Genomic DNA, 23519 nt, shown 5'->3' with positions numbered 1-23519 from the left:
GGCGGGGAGTAGCGACTTCCCGCTTATTTTGTCCGAATTTAACGAAAAGGAGTGTTGATAATGTCAATTCAATTAGCTGATATTTTTCAAGATGGTATGGTTTTACAGCATGATCAAAAAGTTAAAGTTTGGGGGACGGCTGATCCTAATGAACAAGTCACGGTTCAGTTATCAACCGGCACTCCGTCAGAAACGACGGCTGATAATGAAGGTAAGTTTGCCGTTGATTTAGACCCGCACACTCCGGCAACTGACTTGACGCTGACTGCTTCCACTAGTAGTGAACAGGTAAAGGTTCAACATGTCAGCGTTGGTGAAGTTTATCTGCTGGCCGGGCAATCCAACATGAACCTATTGCTGCGGTATGATCATGATTACCACACTAATCCAAAGAAGGTTTTGTCCTTAATTCCAAAGCAGATTTCTTATTACGAAGTACCAAAAGTAAAACTCAATTCACCAAAGGACCCGCTTTATGGTGACCGTGGCAAGTGGCAAGCTTTGAATGATCAAACGGCTGAACAGTTTTCTGCCGCTGGTTTCTACTTTGCAATCGAATTAGCACAAAGAATTAAGATGCCGATTGGTCTTGTATGGATGGCTTATGACGGCACGACGGCTTCCAGCTGGACGTCTAAGGAAGCCTTGATGAAGAACCCGATCCTGAAGAAGACCTATATCGACAGTTACGAAAAGCTGCTCCGCGACCGTCCGAAAGGCGAGTATGAAAAGTTCTTGCGCATGGTGGCAGAACAGAGTAAAAACCCAGAGAACGGACCATTCTGGGATAATGTATTGATGGGCAATGTCAGCCACGATGACCTGTGCAAGGCTTATAAGGAACACCACGAACTGTTCGTCGACTATGTGATGGGTCCTGAATCCGAAAACCGGCCGCATGGCTTATTCGACACAATGGTCACGAAGATTATCGGCTACACCTTTAAGGCAATGCTTTGGTACCAAGGTGAATCCGATGATGCTCATGCTGAAGTTTATGACACATTGTTAACCACCATGATTAACGATTGGCGGGCACGCTGGAATACCACATTCCCGGTTCTGCAAATGCAGATTGCCCCATTCTATCACTGGTTCGGCGTCTTCTATGGCACCTACTTCCCATATGTACGTGAGAAGCAACAGTTAGTCACGGAAACTATGCCAAAGGTTTATATGACTAATGTGATGGACGCAGGGATGAAGTATGATATTCACCCAAAGAACAAGCGGACTGCCGGTCACCGCTTTGCGATGCTGGCCTTTGACAAGATCTATGGCTTCAACAAGCACGAGGGCGCACCGCTGGTAACTGCTTATCACCGCAATGGTCAAGAAATTGAAATTAGTTTCAGTGAGAGCAGTTCGCTGGCCTTGAAGTCCGCATTGAAGCAGTCATTGGTTGTGACTGCGGGTACGGAAACGGTTGACTATAGTGTGAAGGCCTTTGACAACCGTCTGTTGCTGAGCTTGAAAGACGATGTTTCTTCCATGCCAGTTAAGGTTGCCTATCAGTTTGCTCCGTATAGCGAAGCAAGGATGTTTAACGAAAATGGGGTCCCAGTCAGCCCGTTTAAGTTGAACCTCTGATGAAATGACAAAGACAATTGAATATCTGTCTAATTAGGCGATAAAACCCTCTAAGTATACAGATGAAAGCGAAAATTCATCTGCTACTTGGAGGGCTTTTTGATTAGGTAAATAAAAACAGGCTGTGTATTGGGAGACACAGCCTGCTAAATCTTTGGGGAAGATTTTGTAGGAATATTTTTCGGTTACTATTGGGAGGAGTAATAGAAAAATAATTCGGTTTTGGTTAGAAGTAGTAGCGGATTACTACTACGCTTTATATCCTAACAAGAAAGTATGAAGAAAGTGTGACCAAAGCGTTAAGACTTGACAAGTGCCGAGAAACTCCTGGAAATAGCCGGTTTGTGTTAAGATATTACTAAAATCTGTGATCAGAAGGAGCTAATTATGTTAACAATTTATAATACTCTGACTCGCAAAAAAGAAGCCTTTCATCCAATCCATGAAGGGGTCGTCAACATGTACGTCTGCGGGCCCACTGTTTATAACTATATCCACATCGGTAATGCCCGGAGCGCGGTCGCTTTCGATACTGTCCGGCGTTATCTAGAATTCAAGGGTTACAAGGTTAATTACGTTTCGAACTTCACGGATGTCGATGACAAGATGATTAAGGAAGCCGCTGCGGAGAAGATCACAGTTCCGCAACTGGCAGATAAGTTCATCAAGGCATTCATGGAAGATACGACGGCATTGAACATTGAACCGGCTACCATGCACCCGCGGCCGACGCATGAAATTCCAGCGATCATTGATTTTGTTCAACGGCTGATTGATCGCGGCTATGCTTACGAAGTCGATGGCGATGTCTACTACCGGGCCCGCAAGTTCAAGGACTACGGTGAACTGTCCGGTCAATTCATCGACGACCTGGAAACGGGTGCCAGTCAGCACGTGTCCGCGGATGAGGTTGACAAGAAGGAAGACCCGATCGACTTTGCTTTATGGAAGGCAGCCAAGCCGGGCGAAATCCATTGGCAGTCCCCATGGGGTGAAGGCCGTCCCGGCTGGCACATTGAATGCTCAGTCATGTCAACCAAGTATCTGGCTGACACGATTGACATCCATGCCGGTGGCCAGGACTTGGAATTTCCGCACCATGAAAATGAAATCGCCCAGTCAGAAGCAGCGACGGGCAAGAAGTTCGTCAACTACTGGATGCACAATGGCTTCGTGACGATCGGCAAGGACAATGAAAAGATGAGCAAGTCTTTGCACAACTTCATCACGGTCCACGAAATCTTGAAGAAGGTGGATCCACAGGTGCTGCGCTTCTTCATGGCGACGACCCAATACCGGCGGCCAATCCAGTACAGCCAGGACAACCTGACCGACGCACAAAACAACCTGAGCCACATCCAGAATACTTATGACAACCTGGCTTACCGGCTGCAGGATGCCGCAGAGGGCACTGACCCAGCTGTTGAAAAGCAGTTGGCCGACTTCAAGCAGAAGTTTACGGAAGTCATGGATGACGACATCAACGTGCAGAACGGGATCGCCGTGGTTTATGAACTGGTTAAGTACGCTAACAACTACCTGGACAACGAAACGGTCCACGCAGATGCCATCAAGGGGATTCAACAACTGTTGCAAACCCTGTTGAGCATTTTCGGGGTTAAGTTGAGCGCACATACGCAGATTGACGATGACCAGATCAAAGAATTGATTGCCAAGCGTGACGCTGCCCGGGCAGAAAAGAACTTTGCCCTGAGTGACAAGATCCGTGATGACCTGAAGAAGCAAGGCATCATCATTGAAGATACGCCACAGGGTACGCGTTACAGGAAGGAATAAGATGGCACAAGCAGACTATGAGCAATTGAATGGGATCGCTTTGGCTTACCTGGGCGATGCAGTCTATGAGGTTTATATCCGCACCTACCTGCTGTCACTGGGCATGAGCAAGCCAAACCGGTTGCAGAAGAAGGCCACCCATTACGTTTCGGCCAAAGCACAGGCGGCCCTGATCGATCTGATGGAAGAAGACGGCATTTTAAACGATGAAGAGTGGTCGTATTTCAAGCGCGGCCGCAATGCCAACAGCTATACCCATGCCAAGCACACGTCCGTCTTGACTTACCGGATGTCAACCGGCTTTGAGGCCCTCTTTGGCTATCTGAAGCTGTCAGGGCAGGACAAACGGCTGGACGAGCTGAGCAATTGGTGCATTGAACAAGTAGATCGGGGGCGGATTGAACATGAAGACTGAGGAAAATGATTTTATCATTGGGCGTCATCCCGCGGTGGCAGCACTGAAATCCGATCAGGAAATCAACAAGGTGTTCATCCAAAAGGGTTTGAAGACGGATGCCATTTCCGAGATTATCAAGCTGGCCAAACAACGGCGGCTGGTCATTTCCAACGTGCCCAAGACCAAGCTCGATCAGTTGAGTGACCACGGTAACCACCAAGGGGTCGCTTTAGCCGTGGCGGCCTATCATTACGCCACGATTGACGACTTGTTCGACCGGGCGGCAGCTAAGGGTGAGGCACCATTCTTCCTGATCCTGGATGAACTGGCCGACCCGCACAACTTAGGTTCGATCATGCGGACGGCGGATGCTGCCGGTGTTCACGGCATCATTATTCCCAAGCGCCGGTCTGTCGGTTTGACCAGTGTGGTGGCCAAGACTGCTGCTGGTGCGATTGAACACGTTCCGGTAGCCAGAGTGACCAACCTGGTCCAAGTCGCCAAGGAGCTGAAGGAACGCGGCATGTGGCTGTTCGGTACCGACATGAAGGGCACCGACTACCGTCACTGGGATGCCAAAGGGCCGGTGTGTGTCGTCATCGGCAACGAAGGCAAGGGTATCTCTTCTCTATTGAAGAAGACCTGTGATGAGATGCTGACGATTCCAATGGTTGGTCACGTGCAAAGTTTGAACGCGAGTGTGGCTGCCAGTTTATTAATCTATCAAGGCTTTAACTCGCGTCATCCTTTGAAGTAAGTAAAATATTTTTCGTAAGAATAGGTCTGCCTGCGGATCTATTCTTTTATTTATCGGCAATTTAATAGTCATTTAAGCGCTTGCAAGTGCAATTAAAAGCTGCTATCTTAACAATTGCAAAGAGGCTATGTGACTGAAGCCGACAACAGCGATTGAATTTGCCGGGGAAGGTTGCATAAAATGGGTACACTTAATCCTGTTTTTCCTTCTGCCATATCGCTGGGGCAGTGCGATGACTGATGCATCAGTTTTCAAGCGAGGAGGCCTCTTTGCAGTTATAAATAACTTCGAAGTTATAGCTGATTTTTTGAAGTTTTTATTTATAAGCTAAAAATGAATTACTATACGAATTCAGAAGTGGCTTCGGAAACAGCTTTAATCACGCAAGTTCGAGCAAATGATTCGATGTACTTTATGATTCTTTTTAATCGTTACCGTCCATTGATTTGTAAAGTTTGGTACCAGTTTCATTTAACCAGCACTTCCTTAGATGACTGGCAACAGGAAGCGGCATTAGTTTTATATCGGGTGGCCTGCAATTATTCGGGGCAGCAGGGTCATTTCTGCTGTTACTTTAGACAAGCTCTGATGAACCGGATCCGTGACCTATATCGCCAGCAAGCGGCTAAGAAACGGGTGCCAGCCAATTGCATTGAGCCGTTGACTGATGTGCATGTTGAAACGGTAGCAATTGATCATCATTTAGGCCCCGATGAAGTGGCTGAGTTTCGTCAGTGCTATTATCGCTTTAGAAATGATTGCTCGAATCTTGAGTGGGAGACCTTCGTTGAAATCAATCAAGGTTTTGCGATCGACGAAGTAGCTAATAAACTGGGGTGTAATCTTCGCAGTATCCGGAGTGCGCTTGAGAGGGCTAAGAAAAAGTTTGCTTTGGAATTAACTTAACATTTGTTTGCACGGCTCCCTATCACTGCCTGTCAGTGGTGGGGAGTTGTTTTAGTTTCTGAAAGATGCTAATGTAAATAGGTAATACAGAGGGGAGTGGTATAATGGCTACGAAAAAAGTCGGCCTGGAATGCAGCAAGTGCGGTGCCCGTAATTATACCGTTCCTGCTCCGCGTGGCGATAAACGCCTCGAAATCCGCAAGTTTTGCAAACACTGCAAAATGTACACGTTACATCGTGAAACCCGTTAATGGAGGATAGTTATGCATCTTTTTAGTTTTTTAAAGAGCGTTAAGACTGAAATGCATCGGGTAGTTTGGCCAACCGCTAAGGAAAACCGTCGTGATACGTCAATCGTTATCTCGTTGACTATCTTCTTCGTCATTTTCTTTGCACTGATTGACTGGATTATCCAACATGGGATGCTGGCATTCGTTAAATAATGTTGGCGTCGACCTTAATTTCTGATACAATATGTCTGGTGAAAACTTCGTCTCGTGCGAGGTTTTTTTGTTTACGCAAATTTAGGTTAAAAAGGAGAAGCATCGTGGAATCAAAAGAAAAACGTTGGTACGTTCTGCACACTTATTCTGGCTATGAAAACCGGGTTAAGAGCAACCTGGAATCCCGGGCCCAGTCAATGGGAATGCAGGACTACATCTTTCGGGTAATTGTGCCGGAAGAGACGGTTCGTCAGGTCAAGGACGGTCAGGCTAAGGAAGTTGAAGAAAAGACTTTCCCTGGCTATGTCTTAGTTGAAATGGTCATGACCGACCAAGCTTGGTACATTGCCCGGAACACGCCTGGTGTCACTGGCTTCTTGGGTTCACATGGTGGTGGTTCCAAGCCAACTCCATTGCTGCCAGAAGAAGTTGACCGCATCATGAAGCGGATGGGCATGGATGTTGCCCGGACCGACATCAACGTTTCTGTTGGCGACCATGTCAAGATCATTGCCGGTGCTTTCGCTGATCTGACTGGTAAGGTCATCGACGTCGATCATGAAAAGATGAAGCTCAAGGTTGAACTGGAAATGTTCGGCCGGCAAACGACTGCTGAATTGGTCTTTGATCAGATTGACACGGTTAACGATTAATTCTTGTTTATGTAGACGCAGTGTGATAGCATAATAAGGTATGCTATCCACATACTGTGGGAGGGGTAAATCTCAATGCCCCATCATTACCACAACACGGACTAAGGAGGTTTTGTCTCGTGGCTAAGAAAGTAGCAAACGTTGTCAAGTTGCAAATTCCTGCCGGTGCAGCTACACCAGCTCCACCTGTAGGTCCTGCACTTGGGCAAGCAGGTATTAACATTATGGGCTTCACTAAGGAGTTCAACGCACGGACTGCAGATCAGAAGGGTATGCTGATCCCAGTTGTCATCACTGTTTACGAAGACCGTTCATTCGACTTCGTTACCAAGACGCCGCCTGCTGCCGTCTTACTGAAGAAAGCCGCTGGTGTTGAACATGGTTCCGGCGAACCTAACACTAAGAAGGTTGCTAAGGTTACCAAAGACCAAGTTAAGCAGATCGCCGAAACTAAGATGCAAGATCTAAACGCAGCTGACGTTGAAGCAGCTATGCGCATGATCGAAGGTACTGCTCGTAGCATGGGCTTCACTGTTGAAGACTAGTTATTAGCAGTCCGAAGTCACGATGAAAATAGTGGCTTCCCGTGGGAGGTATAGACTCCGTTAGACCACATTTGCAAGGAGGAAAACACAAGATGGCTAAAAATCGTGGTAAGAAGTACCAAGATGCGCTTAAGAAAGTTGACAGCAAGAAGAAGTACGCTGCCAACGACGCAGTTCAATTAGTAAAAGATATCGATTTTGCAAACTTTGACTCCAGTGTCGAAGTTGCATTCAACTTAAACGTAGATACTAAGCAGGCCGACCAACAATTACGTGGTGCAATGGTTCTGCCAAACGGTTCTGGTAAAGACCAGACTGTGATTGTATTTGCTAAGGGTGACAACGCCCAAGCAGCTAAGGATGCCGGTGCTGACTTTGTTGGTGACCAGGACTTAGTTGAAAAGATCCAAGACGGCTGGCTGGACTTTGACGTGGCAATTGCTACGCCAGACATGATGCCACAAGTTGGTCGTTTAGGTCGGGTATTGGGTCCTAAGGGCTTGATGCCAAACCCAAAGACTGGCACGGTTACGATGAACGTTGCCAAGGCTGTTTCTGACGCCAAGGCTGGTCAAGTAACTTACCGGACTGACCGTGATGGTAACGTTGCCGTTCTGCTCGGCAAGGTTTCCTTCGACACCGACAAGCTGGTTGAAAACTTGAAGGCTGTTGCTGACACGATCATTAAGGCTCGTCCAGCATCCGTTAAGGGTACTTACATCAAGCATGTATCCATTGCTTCAACGTTCGGCCCATCCGTAACGTTAGATGTTGATACTCTTTAATAAATAAAAAGGGCTGCACTTGTGCGGCTCTTTTTTATATTCTTAAACCTCCAGAGCGGGTCAGCCACCTGGAGGTATTTTTTTGCCAAAATTAGGGAGTAACGTAGATCCGGTGAATCCGGGTCATAGATGGCTTAATGGTTCCCAATTAGAATAGGTTGCACTGTGAAAATATGGTTTGCATTCTGCTCCGAGTACGTATATCTTTATTATTGTTATCAATCAATCGGTATAAATTGATATTTGGAGGGGAAATATCATTATTAAACTTAACAACTTTAAAAGTAAGATTTTGCCAATTGTGACGGTCTGTGGTAGTGCCCTCTTGCTGATGCAGGGACAGGCTTCTGCTAATCAGCTCGACACTACGAGCGCTAAGCCGACCGATGCACAAATTGAAACGGTCTACAGAAATGCTAATACGGCATTGAATAACCAGCAAAATGCTGCAGCGAATGCTAGAGTTAATCTGGCAACGACTGCTGATCGTCAACAGGCAACGGCCTATGACCAAAACGATCACGGTAACTATGCCAACTTAGATTCAGCCAAGCTCAACGATCAGGGACAGCTGGTGGCCAGTGGCTGGCACGCCACCAATGATGCAAAGGGGCGTCCTTATCACTACATAATTGCCTATGATCAAACCAACAACCGTGAGATCAGCCGGCAAAACATTACTAAGGATGCCGTTGACCGTCCGGATGTTCAGCGGGCACATAATGTCTACGGTGCCGCTCAGTCTGGCTTTAACGTCACCTTTAATCTCAATCAGGCGCTTGCCCACACCGATACGATCCGTCTCATCAGCCGTTACACGTCAGACCCGCTGGGCAACGGTAACAGTGTGGATTACTGGTTTGCTCCAATCACTGTAGACAAGAATAACTATGCTCACTTGGATGGCGCAGGTGTTAAAGACGGTCAGCTGGAATTGACTGGCTGGCACGCAACGAACGCGGCCGCCGACAAGCCTTACCGTTTCATCATTGTGCTGGACCGGACAACGGGCAGGGAAGTCGCTCGTCAATTGGTCACCGATGTCTCACGGCCGGACGTGGCAAAGGTTTATCCTTCCGTTGATAAGGCCGCGCAATCCGGTTTCGACGTTAAGTTCAATGCCGGCCGCTTCGATTTCAGCCACCAATTGCAGGTGTTGAGTCGTTACAGTGGCGCTAAAGACGGCAATAGTGATTATGTTGATTACTACTTTGCCCCAATCACCAATGGCAACTTCGCTAACCAAGGTTACCTGGATGGTTTTAATTTCAATGGTGATCAGCTGGTCGTCAGCGGTTGGCACGCCAACGATATTGCCAAGTTCGAAAACAACCACTTTCTGATTATTTACGACAATACGGCCAAGCAGCAGGCTGGGGTGGTCAAGGCGACGAGTATTGACCGACCTGACGTTGCTAAGGCTTTCCCGTCAATCACGGTTGCTGGGAAGTCCGGCTTTAAGGGCGTCTTTGACCTCTCCAACCTGCACCTGGCAGGCGGCCACTCATACTCGGTTGTCAGTCGCTACTCAACGAGTGATCAGGGTAATGGCGGTAACGGTCAATACACCGATTACTGGTTTGGACCAAAAGTGTTGAATCAGCACGCCTTCTACATCGACGGCTCCGAAATGACCGATAAAGGGTTGAAGGTGCATGGTTGGTTGGCTAGTGATTACGCCTTAGACCACCCATATGCTTACATTTTTGTGATGAACAACGGCCGTGAACTGGCACGACAACGCGTTGAGTTGACCGAACGTGATGATGTGGCCAAGGCTTATCCAAGCATTTACAATAGCAAGCTCAGTGGTTTTGACACCTTAATCCAGTTCGACCCGGCCCAGCTTGATGGGACCATGCAGATCCTATTGCGTTTCTCCGATGACGAAAACGGGAATGGCAATTACGACGACCAATACAGTGGGACCTTTGCCACCAACGCCGGTTCATTCGATCGTATCGATGTCAATAGCAACAGCATTTACGTGGGCGGCTGGCACGCCAGCAACACGTCTAAAAACCAGCCTTACCAGTGGTTGATTTTCCTTGATCAAAACGGTCACGAATTGTACCGCCAGCAGGTCTTAGATATCAATCGTTCCCGTCCGGATGTCCACAATGTCTACCCGTACATCCTGAATAGCGGTGCTAGCGGTTATCAACTGGCATTCGGTCTGCCAGCCAGCATGCAGCACAAGGTGGTCCGCATCATTCACCGCTTTACTGACGATAAGAATGGTAACGGTCACTACTCCGACTTCTATTCTGGTGACGTCTCAATTAACTCTGGCGCCCAAACCGTTGGTGCTAAGACTCTTTACTATGGGCCAATGGGCAACATTGTCGGGGTCTACAACAACGCTGAAGTCATTTGCCAACTGCCGGAACTGCCAACCGGCTGTGAAATCACTGCTGTTACAATGATGCTGCGTTACGCTGGCTACAATGTCAACAAGATTCAATTAGCCAACGAGATGCCAAGAAGCAGCAATGGTGACTACGGCTTTGTCGGCAACCCATTCAGCTACAGCGGCTGGTGGATTTTCCCAACCGGGATTGCACCAGTGGTCAACCATTACGTCGGCCACAGCGACATTCTGACCGGGACATCCCTGCAGAACATCCAGCAACACCTCTTGAATGGTCACCTGGTCGTTACTTGGATGGCCAACATGAACGGCTTCGTCAACCACGCCATTGCCTTGACTGGTTACGATGCTAACGGCTTCACTTACAACAACCCATGGACTGGGCGCAAGGAAGCCATGTCCTACGGCGAATTCTACTCACACTGGAATGCTGACCGTCAACGGGCAATTAGTTACTAAATGAATATATTAATAAGCGGATTAGGACCATTCAGTCGCTAATCCGCTTTTTTATGTTGACTGACTTTTAAATTCGCCAATGATTGCTTGTCAAACAGCAGAAATACGTGGAGGGATATGCCGCAAAGCATTGCTATTTATCATGTATGTGGTTTAATAAGAATGTTTGAAATTTGTTTTTCATCCGATTAAGGAGGAGTAGAATTCATGGATGCAAAAAAGCATTACAAACTATTCAAGGCAGGCAAGACCTGGTGCACCATGGCGATTACCGTGGTTGCCTTGACGGCCGGCCTTGCAGTAACTAATACGTTTGCTCATGCGGATACTACTACTGACTATCAAACGGCATTGACCGCCAATGTGCAAAACGGCGATAGCACTTCGCAGGCAGCAGCAAATACGCACCAAGCCGCTCAACAGCCAGCTAGAACGGTTGACTATGGCACACAGGTCAACGATGGCCACTTGGACGGCGCCAGCGTGGATGCTGACAACAACGCCGTTAAGTTTAACGGTTGGCATGCGACTAACCATTACCAAACGGGCATGAACCACTATGTCATTGTTTTGGATGGGAGTAACAATCATGAGTTATACCGTTCTCAGGTGACCGAGGTTAACCGTCCTGATGTGCAGAAAGTCTACCCAAAGGCGCCAATCTCAGGCCAGGGTGGTTTCAGTGTGGATGTTCCAGCTTCCGAGTTGAATAGCGCCCAATCACTGCGTCTGGTTTCACGTTACACGACAAAGGCCAACGGTGAACCTTCCGCCAACGGAGCTGATTACTGGTTCCCGGTAATTACGACCAAGGCTGGTTACCTGGACAACTTCTATGTCAGCGGCAATAAGATCATCGCCTCTGGCTGGCATGTCGACGATCGAGCAGCCGGAATGCCAAACCATTACATCATCCTGTTTGACCAAACCAAGGGTCATGAAGTTGCCCGTCAATTGGTGGAAAACACGGCGAGCGCTGATTTGCCAAAGGCTGGTTATGCAACGGTTGCCAACGCCGCAAAGGCCCGCTTTAGTGTGGCTTTCGATGTCACCCCGGAAATGATGGGCGACCAATTAGTGGTCCTGAGCCGTTACACAGCTTCTAAGGATGGTAACAGCAATTATTCCGACTACTGGTACAACAAGAGCTTGAAACTCAATAACAATCGTGCGGGCTACCTGGATACCTTCCAGGTTGCTGGTGATTCGCTCTTGGTTTCAGGCTGGCACGCGGATGACGACACGGCCATCTATCCTAACCACTACCTGATCTTGTTTGACAAGACCGCTAACCGTGAAGTTGCGCGTCAGCAAGTCACCAATAACCCAAGCATGGATGTGGCTACGCACGGCTTTGGCAACATCAACAATGCAAGCCACTGTCGTTTCAGCACCAGCTTCAAGATTACGCCCGCAATGGCCGGTCACCAGTTGATCGTGATCAGCCGTTACAGTACCAAGGCTGGACAAAACAACGCTGGCCAGTACGCGAATTACTGGTTTAATGACAAGTCGGTCACCCCTTACAACAATCGTGCCGGCTACCTCGACAATGCCATCGTCAACGGGGCCAACGACACCATCTACTTCAGCGGCTGGCACGCAGATGACGCCGAACAGATTTTGCCAACCCACTTCTTGATCCTCTTTGATCGGACGACTAACCATGAAGTTGCTCGGCAGATTGTGCAAAACACGGCGAGTGCGGATGTTGCTAACCACGGTTACGGCAACATTGCCAACGCTGCGGATTCTCGGTTCAGTGCAACCTTCAAGATTACGCCCGCAATGGCTGGTGACCAATTTGTTCTGGTCAGCCGGTATAGTGACTCCAAGGACATCAATGATTACGGCCATTACGTTGACTACTGGTACAACGACAAGACGGTTAATTTGAACAACAATGTCGCTTGGCTGGACGACTTCAGCCAAAACGGCGGCACGGTTCATGTAGCCGGCTGGCACGTTGATGACATGTCCTTGCCTTACAAGCACCACTTCATCATCCTCTACGACTTATCCCGCAACACAGAGATTGGTCGGCAAGAAGTCGCTGGCAATGCCAGTCCGGATTTGCTTGGCCCATACGGCAACGTGCTCGGTGCCAACAAGGCGCGTTTTGACGTCACCTTTAACGTTGGCAACAACCATGACGCTTTCCAAGTAATCAGCCGTTACAGCGATGCTCCTAATGGTGAAGGAAACAATTCCGACAACTGGATTTTCAACCGCTACTTGAATGCTTACCAAAACCCAAGCTGGATGTACCAGATCAACTACACCCAAATTCAGCCAAGTGGTCCGGTTGGCCACAACATCGGCCCTGGTTACGAAGGCATTAAGGTGCAATTAGTCAAGGGTCGGCTCGGTACTGGCGGCTACCACTACACCGTCGATGATGGCTACCGGGTAATGGCTGTACAACGGGCTCATGGCTTACCGGCAACTGGCTGGGTTGACCAGGCAACCTGGGTAGCACTGGGTCTCCCGGCCGATCAATGGACGTCGATTGACAGCTACATTGCTCCGCTGGGCGCCGGTGCTGGTCAAGGACGGGCAGCCCACATCGAAGCCATGATCAACCAGGCGGCCAAGTACATTGGCAAGCCATGGCTCGAAGGCTGTTCCTCATCACCGGCTTACGGGGTTGATTGTTCTGGATTGGTAATGCAGGCCCTCTACGCTGGTGGAATCAACCCGACGTCATGCAGCTCCATTTACCATGGTTTCCCAGGCAACGAATGGAATTCACGGAACCTCTTCAATGATCCGCACTTCATGAACATTGCTTGGGGCGACCGTCAGCGTGGTGACTTGGTCTTCTACTACGAACCAGGCACGCAGACGATTATTCACGTTGGTATTTACTTAGGCAATGACCAGATCCTTGATAGCTGGCCGCCATATGTTGGCATCAACCCAATTGTTAACTGGCAGCACCCAGTTGTTGCCGGAATTCGGCGGGTATTTGCCTAATCAATAATTGAATAAAAAGAGCGTTCAACGTTCAGATTTCTGAACGCTGGGCGCTTTTGTTGTGCAGTCCAAAAAATAACCCCTCTGTTGAATAATTCCTTCAACGGAGGGGTAAATGATTTTAATTGTTTTCAGCGCGTTCCAGTTTCTTGACGATGTAGAAGATTGGCAGACCAACAATCACAATCCCCAAGAACAGGATTACGCCGGCAGGGTCGTTGATAACCTCACTGATTAAGACGAACAGGCCGCCTAAAATCGAGATGAGCGGAATCCATGGGTAGAGTGGGGTGCTGAACGGCCGTGGCTTTTGGTTGCGCCGCCGCAGGATGAAAATCCCGCAGAAGGCCATCAGGTAGAAGCAGTAAACGGTGAACACACACAGGTCCGACAGGTGGTCTGGGTCAAAGAAGTAGGTCATCAGCAGGGCCATGATCGCAATGAAGCTGGTAGCAACGACTGGCGACTTGCCCTTTGGCGTAACGTATGAAAGGAAGCGGCTGAATGGCAGGTCACCACGTTTGGCCATGGCGTAAACGATCCGCGGGAAGGTTAAGATCTTTCCGTTTAGGGTCCCAAACATCGAGATGATGATCCCGGCACTCAGCAGTTTGCCACCCAGAGGGCCAAAGATGTAGGTAACCAGGTATGACGTCGTGTTGTCGCCCAGCTGGTGAATCTTAGCAGCTGGTAGGAAACGGAAGGTAGCAATCGTAATCAGCGTGTAGACAACCAGGACAGCCGTAATACCAAGGACAATTGCATGGGGCAAAATCTTTTGGGCGTTCTTGATTTCACCACCCAGGTTGGCAATCAAAATCCAGCCATCGTAGGCGAAGAGCGTAGCCAAAACGGCAACCCCGAAGCCGCCATCGTGCACGCCGATTTCATGCAGCGACTGGTTGAAGGCATCCTGGTGTCCCCAGAAAATTCCGCAGACGATGATGACCGCAATTGGAATCAACTTGGCAATCGTCGTGATGACAGAGAAGGCGGCACCAACACGGTTTTCCAAAAGGTTCAAAGCGGCAATCAGGATGATACTGATCGCAGCCAATGGTAGGCGCCAGCTAGCACTCAAACCGAAGAAGTTGGCCATCATCAGGCTCATGAACCCAACCAGAGCCCCAATAATGGCTGGCCCGTAGACAACGGCTTGCATCCAGCCGGCCATAAAGCCAGGGATCCGGCCGTAGATGTTTTCAATGTAGACATAGAGACCACCGGTGTATGGCATTTGCGAACCAATTTCAGCGATGGTCAAGCCACCAGTCAAGGTGATAATACCACCGATGACCCAGGCCAGAATGGCGGTACCGGTCGTCCCAGCACTGTCTAAGACTGAACCCTGTTTAAAGAAGATCCCCGAGCCGACAATCGTACCGAACACAATCGAGATTGCCGAACCAAAACCTAACGAACGCTTTAAATTATGTGCTTCACCCATGTGAGATTCCCCCAATTCCTTAGTTGCATAAAAATAGCCGACTTCACAAACACTCAATTAACTGACGATGAGTGATTTCGTGAAGCCGGCTTTTAACAACCGAGTTTAACGTACAGTAAAATCACTCAACCACGAGGGATGTTGTGGTTGAGGAGGATGTTTGATGATATTGAACAGTAACGTGTTGCATGATCAAAAACCTCTTTCCTGTACTTGTTGCTTATTAGAATATCATTAGAATTATGAGAATGCAATTGTTTTTTGAAATTTTTTATTAATCAAAAACGCCTTGCAAAAGTGGGCTTAATCATCTATACTATTTGAGTGGTTATAAATATGACTCTGCCTAAGACTCAGGCGGCGAAAGCCTTAATGAATGCCTGCCGAGGAAGAAATTGAAATGTTCCTTCTCTATGTCTTTGAAGTCATAGGGATTTTTTTATGAATCCGTACCAAATACATTTACAGGAGGTGTAATTTCATGAGTGAAACAGCTATCGCCAAGAAGGCAGAATTAGTTAAAGAAGCTAACGGTCTGTTAACTGATGCTGAATCTGCCATCGTGGTTGACTACCGTGGTTTAACGGTTGAAGAAGTCACTGATCTGCGTAAGCAATTGCGTGACGCCGATGTTAAGATGGTAGTTATCAAGAACAAGATCTTGGACCGTGCCGTTAAGGGTACCGATTACGAAGACTTAGCTTCTACTTTCGTTGGTCCAACGGCTGTTGCCTTCTCAAACGAAGACCCAATTGCTCCAGCTAAGATCTTGAAGCACTTTGCTGACGACCACGATGCCCTTGAAATCAAGGGTGGTTTCATCGAAAAGGATATCAAGTCCGTTGATGAAATTAACGAATTTGCTGAAATGCCAAGTCGGGAAGACCTGCTGTCCATGCTTGCTTCTGCACTGCAAGATCCAATGCGCAAGATCGCACGGGCTGTCAAGGCAGTTGCCGACAAGAAGAACGACGAAGAAGCTGCATAATCAGTTTAAATGCCGCTTAATCGTAGAACACAAACAAAATTTACTAATTAATATTGGAGGATATTAACATGGCTTTTGATAAAGATGCTATTATCGCTTCTCTGAAGGAAGCTTCAATCTCTGACCTTAACGATCTGGTTAAGGCTATCGAAGACGAATTTGACGTTTCTGCAGCTGCTCCAGTTGCTGCTGCAGGTGCTGCTGGTGGTGACGCCGGTGCAGCTAAGGACAGCTACACTGTTGAACTGACTGAACCAGGTCAGGCTAAGGTTAAGGCTATCAAGGCTGTTAAGGACATCACTGGTGTTGGCCTGAAGGACGCTAAGGACTTAGTTGACAACGCACCTTCCGTTATCAAGGAAGACGTTAAGGAAGACGAAGCTAACGACATCAAGGAAAAGCTTGAAGCCGCTGGTGCTACTGTTACCCTTAAGTAGTCTAAATATTACAACCAGAAGAGGGCTCTATTTATGGAGCCCTCTTTTTTTGCCCTGAAAATGCTGATGAGGACGGTGCCGTGCGCCTCCAGTAATTGTTCGGATATTATTTTCAAAATAGCGAATATTACAATGTTAAATTCCGTTTTCAAGTCGATAAATGACTGGAATTTCTTTAATTTTACATTAAAATGGTAAAAGATCATTTGATTGGAAAGGAACTAAAGATGGAAGCTAAGAAACGTTTCAAGTTATATAAAAGTGGAAAATTATGGTGTGTTTCTGCAATGACCTTTGCCGCTGTGGCAATGGGGACGGCATTTAACACTACCAATGCACACGCCGACAGCAACGTGGATAATGCAAGCGCTGCTGTTCAGACACAAACGGTCAATACTAAGTCAGCTACAACGAAGTTCAATGCTGCTGTGGATGCTCAAGCGCAGAGCAGTTCAGCTGCAGTTAACAATGAAGTACCAGTTGACACCACCACGGCCAACAACGTTTACGCCAACGATGGTCACTTGGATAGCTACTCAGTTAGCCAAAATGACCAAGGCCAGACGCAGCTGCATGTTGCTGGCTGGCAGGCAACTGGCCAAAGTAATAATGAACGCTACCGGTGGATTGTTGTGTATGACCAAACGGCACACAACGAAGTTACTCGGCAAAAGGCTGAACCACAAACCCGTCCAGACGTTCAGCGGGCATATCCGAACACCGCTAACAGTCTGAACTCCGGCTATGACCTGAGTATCACAATTCCAACGAATGTTTTGAGTCATACCTTGAACATCGTATCGCGTTACAGCAGCGACCCAGTCCATGGTGAAGGCCAGCATACCGATTACTGGTCCACTCCGATTACCTTTGACGACGGCAATCACGCTTGGATGGACAGCCTGACTGGCAAGGGCGGTGAAGTTACGGTCAGTGGTTGGCATGCTGCCAACGCTGCTGCCGGGATGAAGTACCACTACGTTATCGCCTTCGACCAGACGGAAGGTCATGAAATTGCCCGTCAATTAGTGGCAACGAGTGATGAAACCCGTGATGACGTTGCTAAGGCTTACCCACAAGTTGCCAACGCCGATCACTCTGGCTTCAAGGCCAGCTTCACCTTGAACTCCCAGTTCACTAACCACAACATCCAGTTTATCAGCCGCTGGACCAATGACCCGGCTGGGAACGGTAGTCACACGGTGGACTATTGGTTCAACCCAATCGTTAAGCAAAACAACGGTTACATGGACTCATTTAACCTGAGCAAGGGGAGCTTAACGGTTGCTGGCTGGCACGCTAATGATGCCTCCATTTTCGAACCAAACCACTTCCTGATCGTTTACGACAACACTGCTCATCGGCAAGTGGCATCCGCACAAGTTGATACGATCGCTTCGCCTGATGTAGCCAAGGTTTACCCTGACACGAAGACGGCTGATCAGGCACGTTTCAACTACACCTTTGATAACATTCACCTACAAGCCAACCACAGTTACTCACTGGTTAGTCGTTACTCCGATTCCACTACGGGTAACGGTGGCGCTGGTAGCTACACCGACTACTGGTACCCAGCAGTAACCCTGGACCAGTCTGCATACAACATTGATACCTGGAAGCCGGGCAACAATTCGATGCAGATTACTGGTTGGGTTGCCAACGACCAGGCTGAAGACTACAAGTACGGTTACGTCATCCTGTTAGACGACCAGGGCGAATTAGGCCGGCAACGGATCAACTTCACCGAACGTGATGATGTTGCTAGTGTTTACCCTGGCATTTACGAAAGTGATGACTCTGGCTTCAACGTTACGATTCCTTACAGCCACGCATTGAGCAATGACGACCACCTGCAAGTGGTACTGCGCTTCACCAATGATCCTGATGGTAATGGTAGTCAGACGGCGGACATCTGGACTGGCAAGTTCGCAACTAATGCTGGTTTCTTTGATACCATTGACATTCAGGACAACTCATTCCATGTTTCCGGCTGGCACGCAGCTGCTAACATCAGTGACAAGCCTTACGCATACATTATCGCCATGGACGCCATCAACCACAGCGAAATCGCTCGTTGGAACGTCACTGACAGCTCCAGAAAGCTGCGTCCGGATGTACAGAAGGCCAACCCTTGGATCGATGACAGCCAGGAATCCGGCTTTAGCTTGGATGTAAATGGCATCAAGCTGAATTCGCACTCTGGTGTCTACTTCATTCACCGTTACACGGATGATAAGAATGGTAACGGCAATTACGTTGACTACAATTCAAACGTCATTTCATTTGTTCACGCCAACATGTACGCCAATGCAATTAACGCCTTCATCGCCAACAACCACATTGGCCACGCCAACATCGAGTTCCGTCACATCTTGAACGAACCTGGTTCACGCAGTGGTGTGCTGACCGGCCCAGGCACTGACGAAATCAACTACACTTACGGCAAGCCAGTTAAGGTGATCGTTCACGAAACGGCTAACCCGAACGACTCCATTGAAGGGGAAATCAACTACGAAAGTCAGGATTACGAACGGGCCTTCGTTCACGCTTTCGTGGATGGCAACCGGATTGTGGAAATTGCCCCAACTGATCGTCCTTGCTGGGGTTCTGGCCCAGATGGTAACGCTGTTGGTGTTCAGTTTGAACAAGTTGAAGTTTACGGTCGCGACAACTTCGCCCGTGAATTAGTCAACGGTGCTTACTACGCTGCTTACAACATGAAGAAGTACGGCATGCTGCCGACCTTCACTGGCAATGCGGATGGTACCCTGCTGTCCCACCACATGGTTTCACTGTTCTTAGGCGGCACTGACCACGTTGATCCTGACGCTTACTGGTCTAACCGTGCTGGTTCTTACTTCGGTACCAACTACACCATGAGCGACTTCTTCGAACTGGTTAAGTACGAATACATGCAACTGTAATTTGTTGCTTGAACATTAAATAAGCCCTCCAGCTGTGAATAGTTGGAGGGCTTTGTTGTATACAAAAAGGCAGTGTGACATGATCCCTTTTACATAAATCGAAAGTTAACAGGCGGTACAACAATGGCCCCCAACGTTCTGGGAACGCTGGGGGCCTATTGTTGCTCGCGGGGGCGTGATTACGAAGCCATTAATAGCTTCTGTCACGCTCCCTAATTTATGCGATTAGACTAGTGCATTGCACCGTTCCATGATGGTGCAGCTGGACGTGCCGGTGCTGCCGGAACAGATGGAGCGGAGTAGCCACCGCCGCCACCGCCACCGGAGTAGGAAGGCGTGTAGCTGCCGCCACCGCCACCACCAGAGTAGGAGGTGCCGCCACCAGCGTTCGAGGAACCGCCGCCGTTATTGCTTTGGTTGCTGTTCGATGAACGTGATGATGAGCTGTTAGACTTGGAGCTCGAACTCGATGATGACTTGGTTGTTGAACTCGACGATTGACTTTCAGGCGTGTATGGCTTGATCGTAATCTTCTTGGTCAGCTTCTTCTTACCACGTGTGGCGATGATGTCATAAGGAGCATCCTCGGTGAAGGTGTAGTGTAAAGTAACTGGCCCGTCAGCATCTTTCGGGTCGAAGGTCTTGAACACGTTGTGCGTGTTGTGACCCCGAATGACCACCTTGGTGTCTGGCGAAACGACGATCTTGAGCTTGCATTCGCCATTGCTGTTCAGATGAGCCTTCTTCTTGCTCCAGCGGATATAGACCTGGTCTGCTTCCGCGGATTTGCGAACGGAGTGGTCATCTGAAACCGCCTGCTGTTGATCGTTGGCATGATGTGATGCATAAACGCTACCGCCAAACCCGGCGACGATTAGGAAGATCAGCATCCAATTCAAGAAGACTCGACCCATGCTGACATAGTTTCTTCCGGTTCGTACACGGTGGATTTGAACGATATATTGCACTACGAAGAGGACCGTTGCGCCGATCCCGACATACAATAGAATAGTTTTTAAATCCATAACTTTCCCCAAATTGTTGTTCAAATTACGTATGCCACATATTGTAGCATGAATAACGGGAACAAAAAAGAAGCGGTGTGTTAATCCACACCCTTCTTTTTTAATTTACAAGTGACAAATCGTTTACTTGTTTTGACCAGCCTTGCTGTCCTTGTTAGCCGGCTGTTGTGCCTGATGATTGCTCTGGTTGCTTTGCTGACCTTTGCCATCATCCGTCTTAGCACTTTCATCCTTCTTGACAGCTAAAGCGTTGTAGTTGAAGGAACCAGTTGATTGCTGGACATATTGACCTTCACCGCTTTGGTCGTTGTCGGAGAACCGTAAGATGAAGTAGAAGGAGCCTTGCTGGAGCAGCTTCTGTTGATCAGCGTTCAAGGTAAAGTTGAAGTTGGAAATGCCACTCTGACTACTGTTGTACAGCCGGTTCATGCCGTTAGCAGGGACGTCAGAACGAGGACTCAATTCAACCTTCTGCCGTTTAACTTCACGGCCAGTTGCGTTGCTCATCAGCAGGATGTAAGCGTTCGGGTAGGCTTGTGAGTAGTCAGCAGCCATCCAACCATTGATGATCAGATTACCCTGATCGTCTTTTTGAACGTTGTCGATGTGGTAGGCTTGTTGATTTTTGTCCATCACAATGACGTTGTTGAACCAGTAGTCAGTGAAGGCACTCGTACCATCGTCACCGTTGCTCTTGGCGTTGTTGCTGGTGGAGAAACGACTAACGAGGTCGTAATGGTGGCCGGCAATCAATTGAACATTAGCGAAGGTTGCGTCAAAGCCATATTTAGCATCCTTGCCGGTGAAGTATGGGAAGACCTTTTCAACGTCAGGACGAGAATTGCTGTCAACGGCCATGGAAGCAGCTTGCTTACCAGCGGTGGCGTCCCACAGGATCAGGTATTGGTGAGATTCCAGTGAGTTGGCAACGTTGGTAGCGTGCCAGCCGGCAACATGAACAGAACCTGCTTGTCCAAGGTTAACGCTGTCTAAGTTAGCCTGGTTAGCGGCACTCATACCGTTCAATAAGGACTTTGGTTCGGACCAGTAATCAAGGTTGCTGCCTTCACCAGTTGCTGAATCGCTGTAACGGCTGATGACGATAAAGTTATGGCTCAAGTCAAGGCCTTGCAGGCTGAAGTCAGCTGAGTAACCAGACTTTCCGGCGTTCAGCAGGCCAGGGAAGACCTTAGCAACGTCTGGACGATCAACGGAATCGTTAACTTCGATCCGCTTAACTTCATGACCCAGGGTTTGGTCCCAGAGAATCAGGAAGTGGTGAGAACGGTTGCCTAAAGCACTGTTTGAAGCGTGCCAGCCGGAAACATGCAGCTGATTATTCTCGATGCCCATGGTGTCTAAGTTACCGACGTTGGTACCATAATCAATCGAGAACAGATTACTGAAGAGGTCGGCTGAGCCCTTCTCACTGTTGTCATTTTGGATGTTAGATGGGTTACCGGCAGGGTCAGAAGTCCACCGCATCATGACCGCCAGTTTGTCGCCAGGGTTGACGCCAGCAAAATTGATCGGAACGTTAACATCGAAGCCAGAACGGCCAGCGTTCCAAACGTTGTGCACTGCCTTAACGTCAGGACGGGAGATTTCGTTTTGAACTAATACCCGGCCAACTTCACGGAATGGCATGTAACGAGTGTCGCCCCATGGGTTAGCATTTTGACCGTAATCCAGGATGAAGATGTAGTGGTAATTACGCTTCCGACTATCATTAGTAGCGTTCCAGCCATTGACGTGGATCGTGCCTTCAGAACCATTAACGGTTGGCTGGCTGTCCAAGTAGCCCCAGTTACCATGAAGGCTAAGGTCGACATCAGAGTTGACAGGGTCGTTAGCTTCATTATCGAAGGTGACATTAATAGTGGCATCGGCTGTATCGGACTTTACATCTTGGGCTGGGATGATGATTTGTTGTTTTCCGTCAACCAGGGAGTGGAAACCAGTGATTTGAGCGATCTGGTATTCTGGCCAAACTGCCTTTTGTCCCTTAGCCAGTTGCCAAGCGGTGGCTTCGTACTTTTGCGTTTGCTTACCCTCGGCATCGATGGTGGTTGAGATCTTCACATTCCGGTTGTACCAAACAGTCTGGGTAACGGTATGCGCAGCGCCACCTTGAATGCTGACCATTTGGATGGTTCGGGTGACGGCTTTCCAAACGGCCTGTTGGTTAGCCTTATCATCGGCTTTCTTACTGTTGTCATAAACATTGGTCTTTTGGTTGTCAGACGTTGGCGTAATGGACTGGGACTTAGTAGCCAGGACGTAGGTAACGGTGACCGGCTTCTCGGTGATGGTGCCATTGTGAGCATTATTCTTTAAAGCCTTATCCAGTTCATCGGCAGTCAATGCCAAAGCAGGCACTTCGTCGGTGAACTTCTTGTCGACTTGGATGACGTAGCCCTTCTTAGCCTGGACATGCAGTACCGGGATTGACAATTGGGAGTTACCAGATGCAGCAACCCATTTGCCATATTCATTCTTGTTCTTGTCATTGTAAACCATGTCGGTCCGGGTGAAGGTTGCCGTTTGTGGACTAGAAGAGGTAGTTGTCTTACCATCCTGTGTTTCGGTGACATAGTTGATGGTCCGGGTGACGGTTACCGTATTTATAACCTTTTTACCAGTGTCTGCTGGTTTAGCAGGCTGAGCAGGGTCGCTTGAGGCGCCACTATCGGCCTTGCTGCTGGAAGAGGAGTTAGCTGAAGAGCTAGGGGTACCTGCAGAACTGTTGTTGTTCGTACCCTGTGCTTGCGGCTGCGACTGTGGTTGATCACCAGTAGCAGCGGCGGCGTTGGTTGTAGCAACTGCCATTCCAGTGGTCAGAGCTAAGGTCGCAATGGCTGCAGTAACCCACAACTTGCCGCTCTTATAGAGTTTATAATGCTTTTTCATATTCATAAGTAAAATGATCCTCCTTGTAGTAAAAACCACAAAAATTTCAAATTCACAAATTATTTCAACATACACCGCAAACGGCCGTTCTGAATATTATCAAACTTTA

Annotated in this window: 18 protein-coding genes and 1 other annotated feature; of the genes, 15 read left to right on the top strand and 3 right to left on the bottom strand. The window is 48.4% G+C overall.

Annotated elements, in window-relative coordinates; all coding sequences use genetic code 11:
- Positions 1 to 60 precede the first annotated feature (60 nt).
- From IV45_RS01205 to IV45_RS01155, 12 genes are all read left to right on the top strand, one after another.
- Positions 61 to 1590 carry a sialate O-acetylesterase gene (locus IV45_RS01205; RefSeq protein ID WP_057739846.1) on the top strand — a complete coding sequence of 510 codons (1530 nt, stop codon included), beginning with the start codon at positions 61 to 63 and terminating at the stop codon, positions 1588 to 1590.
- Between the two features lie 387 nt (positions 1591 to 1977).
- Complete coding sequence (gene cysS / locus IV45_RS01200; protein WP_057739844.1) at positions 1978 to 3387, top strand: cysteine--tRNA ligase; 1410 nt, start codon at positions 1978 to 1980, stop codon at positions 3385 to 3387.
- 1 nt (position 3388) lies between these two features.
- Entirely contained in the window at positions 3389 to 3802 is a 414-nt protein-coding gene (locus IV45_RS01195; protein ID WP_057739842.1) for a Mini-ribonuclease 3, read from the top strand.
- Positions 3792 to 4541: a 23S rRNA (guanosine(2251)-2'-O)-methyltransferase RlmB gene (gene rlmB / locus IV45_RS01190; protein WP_057739840.1), complete on the top strand. Its 750-nt coding sequence runs from the start codon at positions 3792 to 3794 to the stop codon at positions 4539 to 4541. The genes IV45_RS01195 and rlmB overlap by 11 nt, the downstream gene beginning before the upstream one ends.
- A 333-nt stretch (positions 4542 to 4874) precedes the next feature.
- Positions 4875 to 5447, top strand: coding sequence for an RNA polymerase sigma factor (locus IV45_RS07740; protein ID WP_083487222.1), 573 nt, complete (start codon positions 4875 to 4877; stop codon positions 5445 to 5447).
- A gap of 104 nt (positions 5448 to 5551) precedes the next feature.
- On the top strand, positions 5552 to 5698 hold the full coding sequence (gene rpmG, locus IV45_RS07735) for a 50S ribosomal protein L33 (RefSeq protein WP_083487221.1): 147 nt from the start codon (positions 5552 to 5554) through the stop codon (positions 5696 to 5698).
- A gap of 12 nt (positions 5699 to 5710) precedes the next feature.
- On the top strand, positions 5711 to 5890 hold the full coding sequence (secE, locus tag IV45_RS01180) for a preprotein translocase subunit SecE (RefSeq protein ID WP_057739836.1): 180 nt from the start codon (positions 5711 to 5713) through the stop codon (positions 5888 to 5890).
- 104 nt (positions 5891 to 5994) lie between these two features.
- Positions 5995 to 6543, top strand: coding sequence for a transcription termination/antitermination protein NusG (gene nusG, locus IV45_RS01175; protein WP_057739834.1), 549 nt, complete (start codon positions 5995 to 5997; stop codon positions 6541 to 6543).
- Positions 6544 to 6662: 119 nt separating this feature from the next.
- On the top strand, positions 6663 to 7088 hold the full coding sequence (gene rplK / locus IV45_RS01170; RefSeq protein WP_057739823.1) for a 50S ribosomal protein L11: 426 nt from the start codon (positions 6663 to 6665) through the stop codon (positions 7086 to 7088).
- A 92-nt stretch (positions 7089 to 7180) separates the two neighbouring features.
- Positions 7181 to 7873 carry a 50S ribosomal protein L1 gene (rplA, locus tag IV45_RS01165; protein ID WP_057739821.1) on the top strand — a complete coding sequence of 231 codons (693 nt, stop codon included), beginning with the start codon at positions 7181 to 7183 and terminating at the stop codon, positions 7871 to 7873.
- Positions 7874 to 8174: 301 nt separating this feature from the next.
- On the top strand, positions 8175 to 10703 hold the full coding sequence (locus IV45_RS07925) for a C39 family peptidase (RefSeq protein ID WP_235807646.1): 2529 nt from the start codon (positions 8175 to 8177) through the stop codon (positions 10701 to 10703).
- A gap of 207 nt (positions 10704 to 10910) precedes the next feature.
- Positions 10911 to 13679 carry an NlpC/P60 family protein gene (locus IV45_RS01155; protein WP_083487220.1) on the top strand — a complete coding sequence of 923 codons (2769 nt, stop codon included), beginning with the start codon at positions 10911 to 10913 and terminating at the stop codon, positions 13677 to 13679.
- 121 nt (positions 13680 to 13800) lie between these two features.
- Here the strand turns inward: IV45_RS01155 and IV45_RS01150 are convergent, their stop codons facing one another.
- On the bottom strand, positions 13801 to 15126 hold the full coding sequence (locus IV45_RS01150) for an APC family permease (protein WP_057739816.1): 1326 nt from the start codon (positions 15124 to 15126) through the stop codon (positions 13801 to 13803).
- Positions 15127 to 15453: 327 nt separating this feature from the next.
- Positions 15454 to 15575, top strand: a sequence feature (ribosomal protein L10 leader region).
- Between the two features lie 32 nt (positions 15576 to 15607).
- Between IV45_RS01150 and rplJ the strand changes: the two genes are divergently transcribed.
- The 3 genes from rplJ to IV45_RS07970 all read left to right on the top strand — a co-directional run bounded on the left by rplJ (position 15608) and on the right by IV45_RS07970 (position 19475).
- On the top strand, positions 15608 to 16114 hold the full coding sequence (rplJ, locus tag IV45_RS01145) for a 50S ribosomal protein L10 (protein ID WP_057739814.1): 507 nt from the start codon (positions 15608 to 15610) through the stop codon (positions 16112 to 16114).
- Between the two features lie 68 nt (positions 16115 to 16182).
- Complete coding sequence (rplL, locus tag IV45_RS01140) at positions 16183 to 16551, top strand: 50S ribosomal protein L7/L12 (protein WP_057739812.1); 369 nt, start codon at positions 16183 to 16185, stop codon at positions 16549 to 16551.
- Between the two features lie 227 nt (positions 16552 to 16778).
- Positions 16779 to 19475 carry a KxYKxGKxW signal peptide domain-containing protein gene (locus IV45_RS07970; RefSeq protein WP_057739810.1) on the top strand — a complete coding sequence of 899 codons (2697 nt, stop codon included), beginning with the start codon at positions 16779 to 16781 and terminating at the stop codon, positions 19473 to 19475.
- Positions 19476 to 19705: 230 nt separating this feature from the next.
- Here IV45_RS07970 and IV45_RS01130 read toward each other — a convergent pair whose 3' ends face one another.
- Complete coding sequence (locus IV45_RS01130) at positions 19706 to 20500, bottom strand: hypothetical protein (protein ID WP_157051181.1); 795 nt, start codon at positions 20498 to 20500, stop codon at positions 19706 to 19708.
- A 123-nt stretch (positions 20501 to 20623) separates the two neighbouring features.
- Entirely contained in the window at positions 20624 to 23416 is a 2793-nt protein-coding gene (locus IV45_RS01125; RefSeq protein ID WP_057739806.1) for a KxYKxGKxW signal peptide domain-containing protein, read from the bottom strand.
- Positions 23417 to 23519: the final 103 nt, after the last annotated feature.

Source organism: Limosilactobacillus secaliphilus (assembly GCF_001437055.1).
Classification (GTDB): Bacteria; Bacillota; Bacilli; order Lactobacillales; family Lactobacillaceae; genus Limosilactobacillus; species Limosilactobacillus secaliphilus.
The sequence above is the reverse complement of the archived record's forward strand: the minus strand, read 5'-3'. Positions and strand labels throughout refer to the sequence as shown.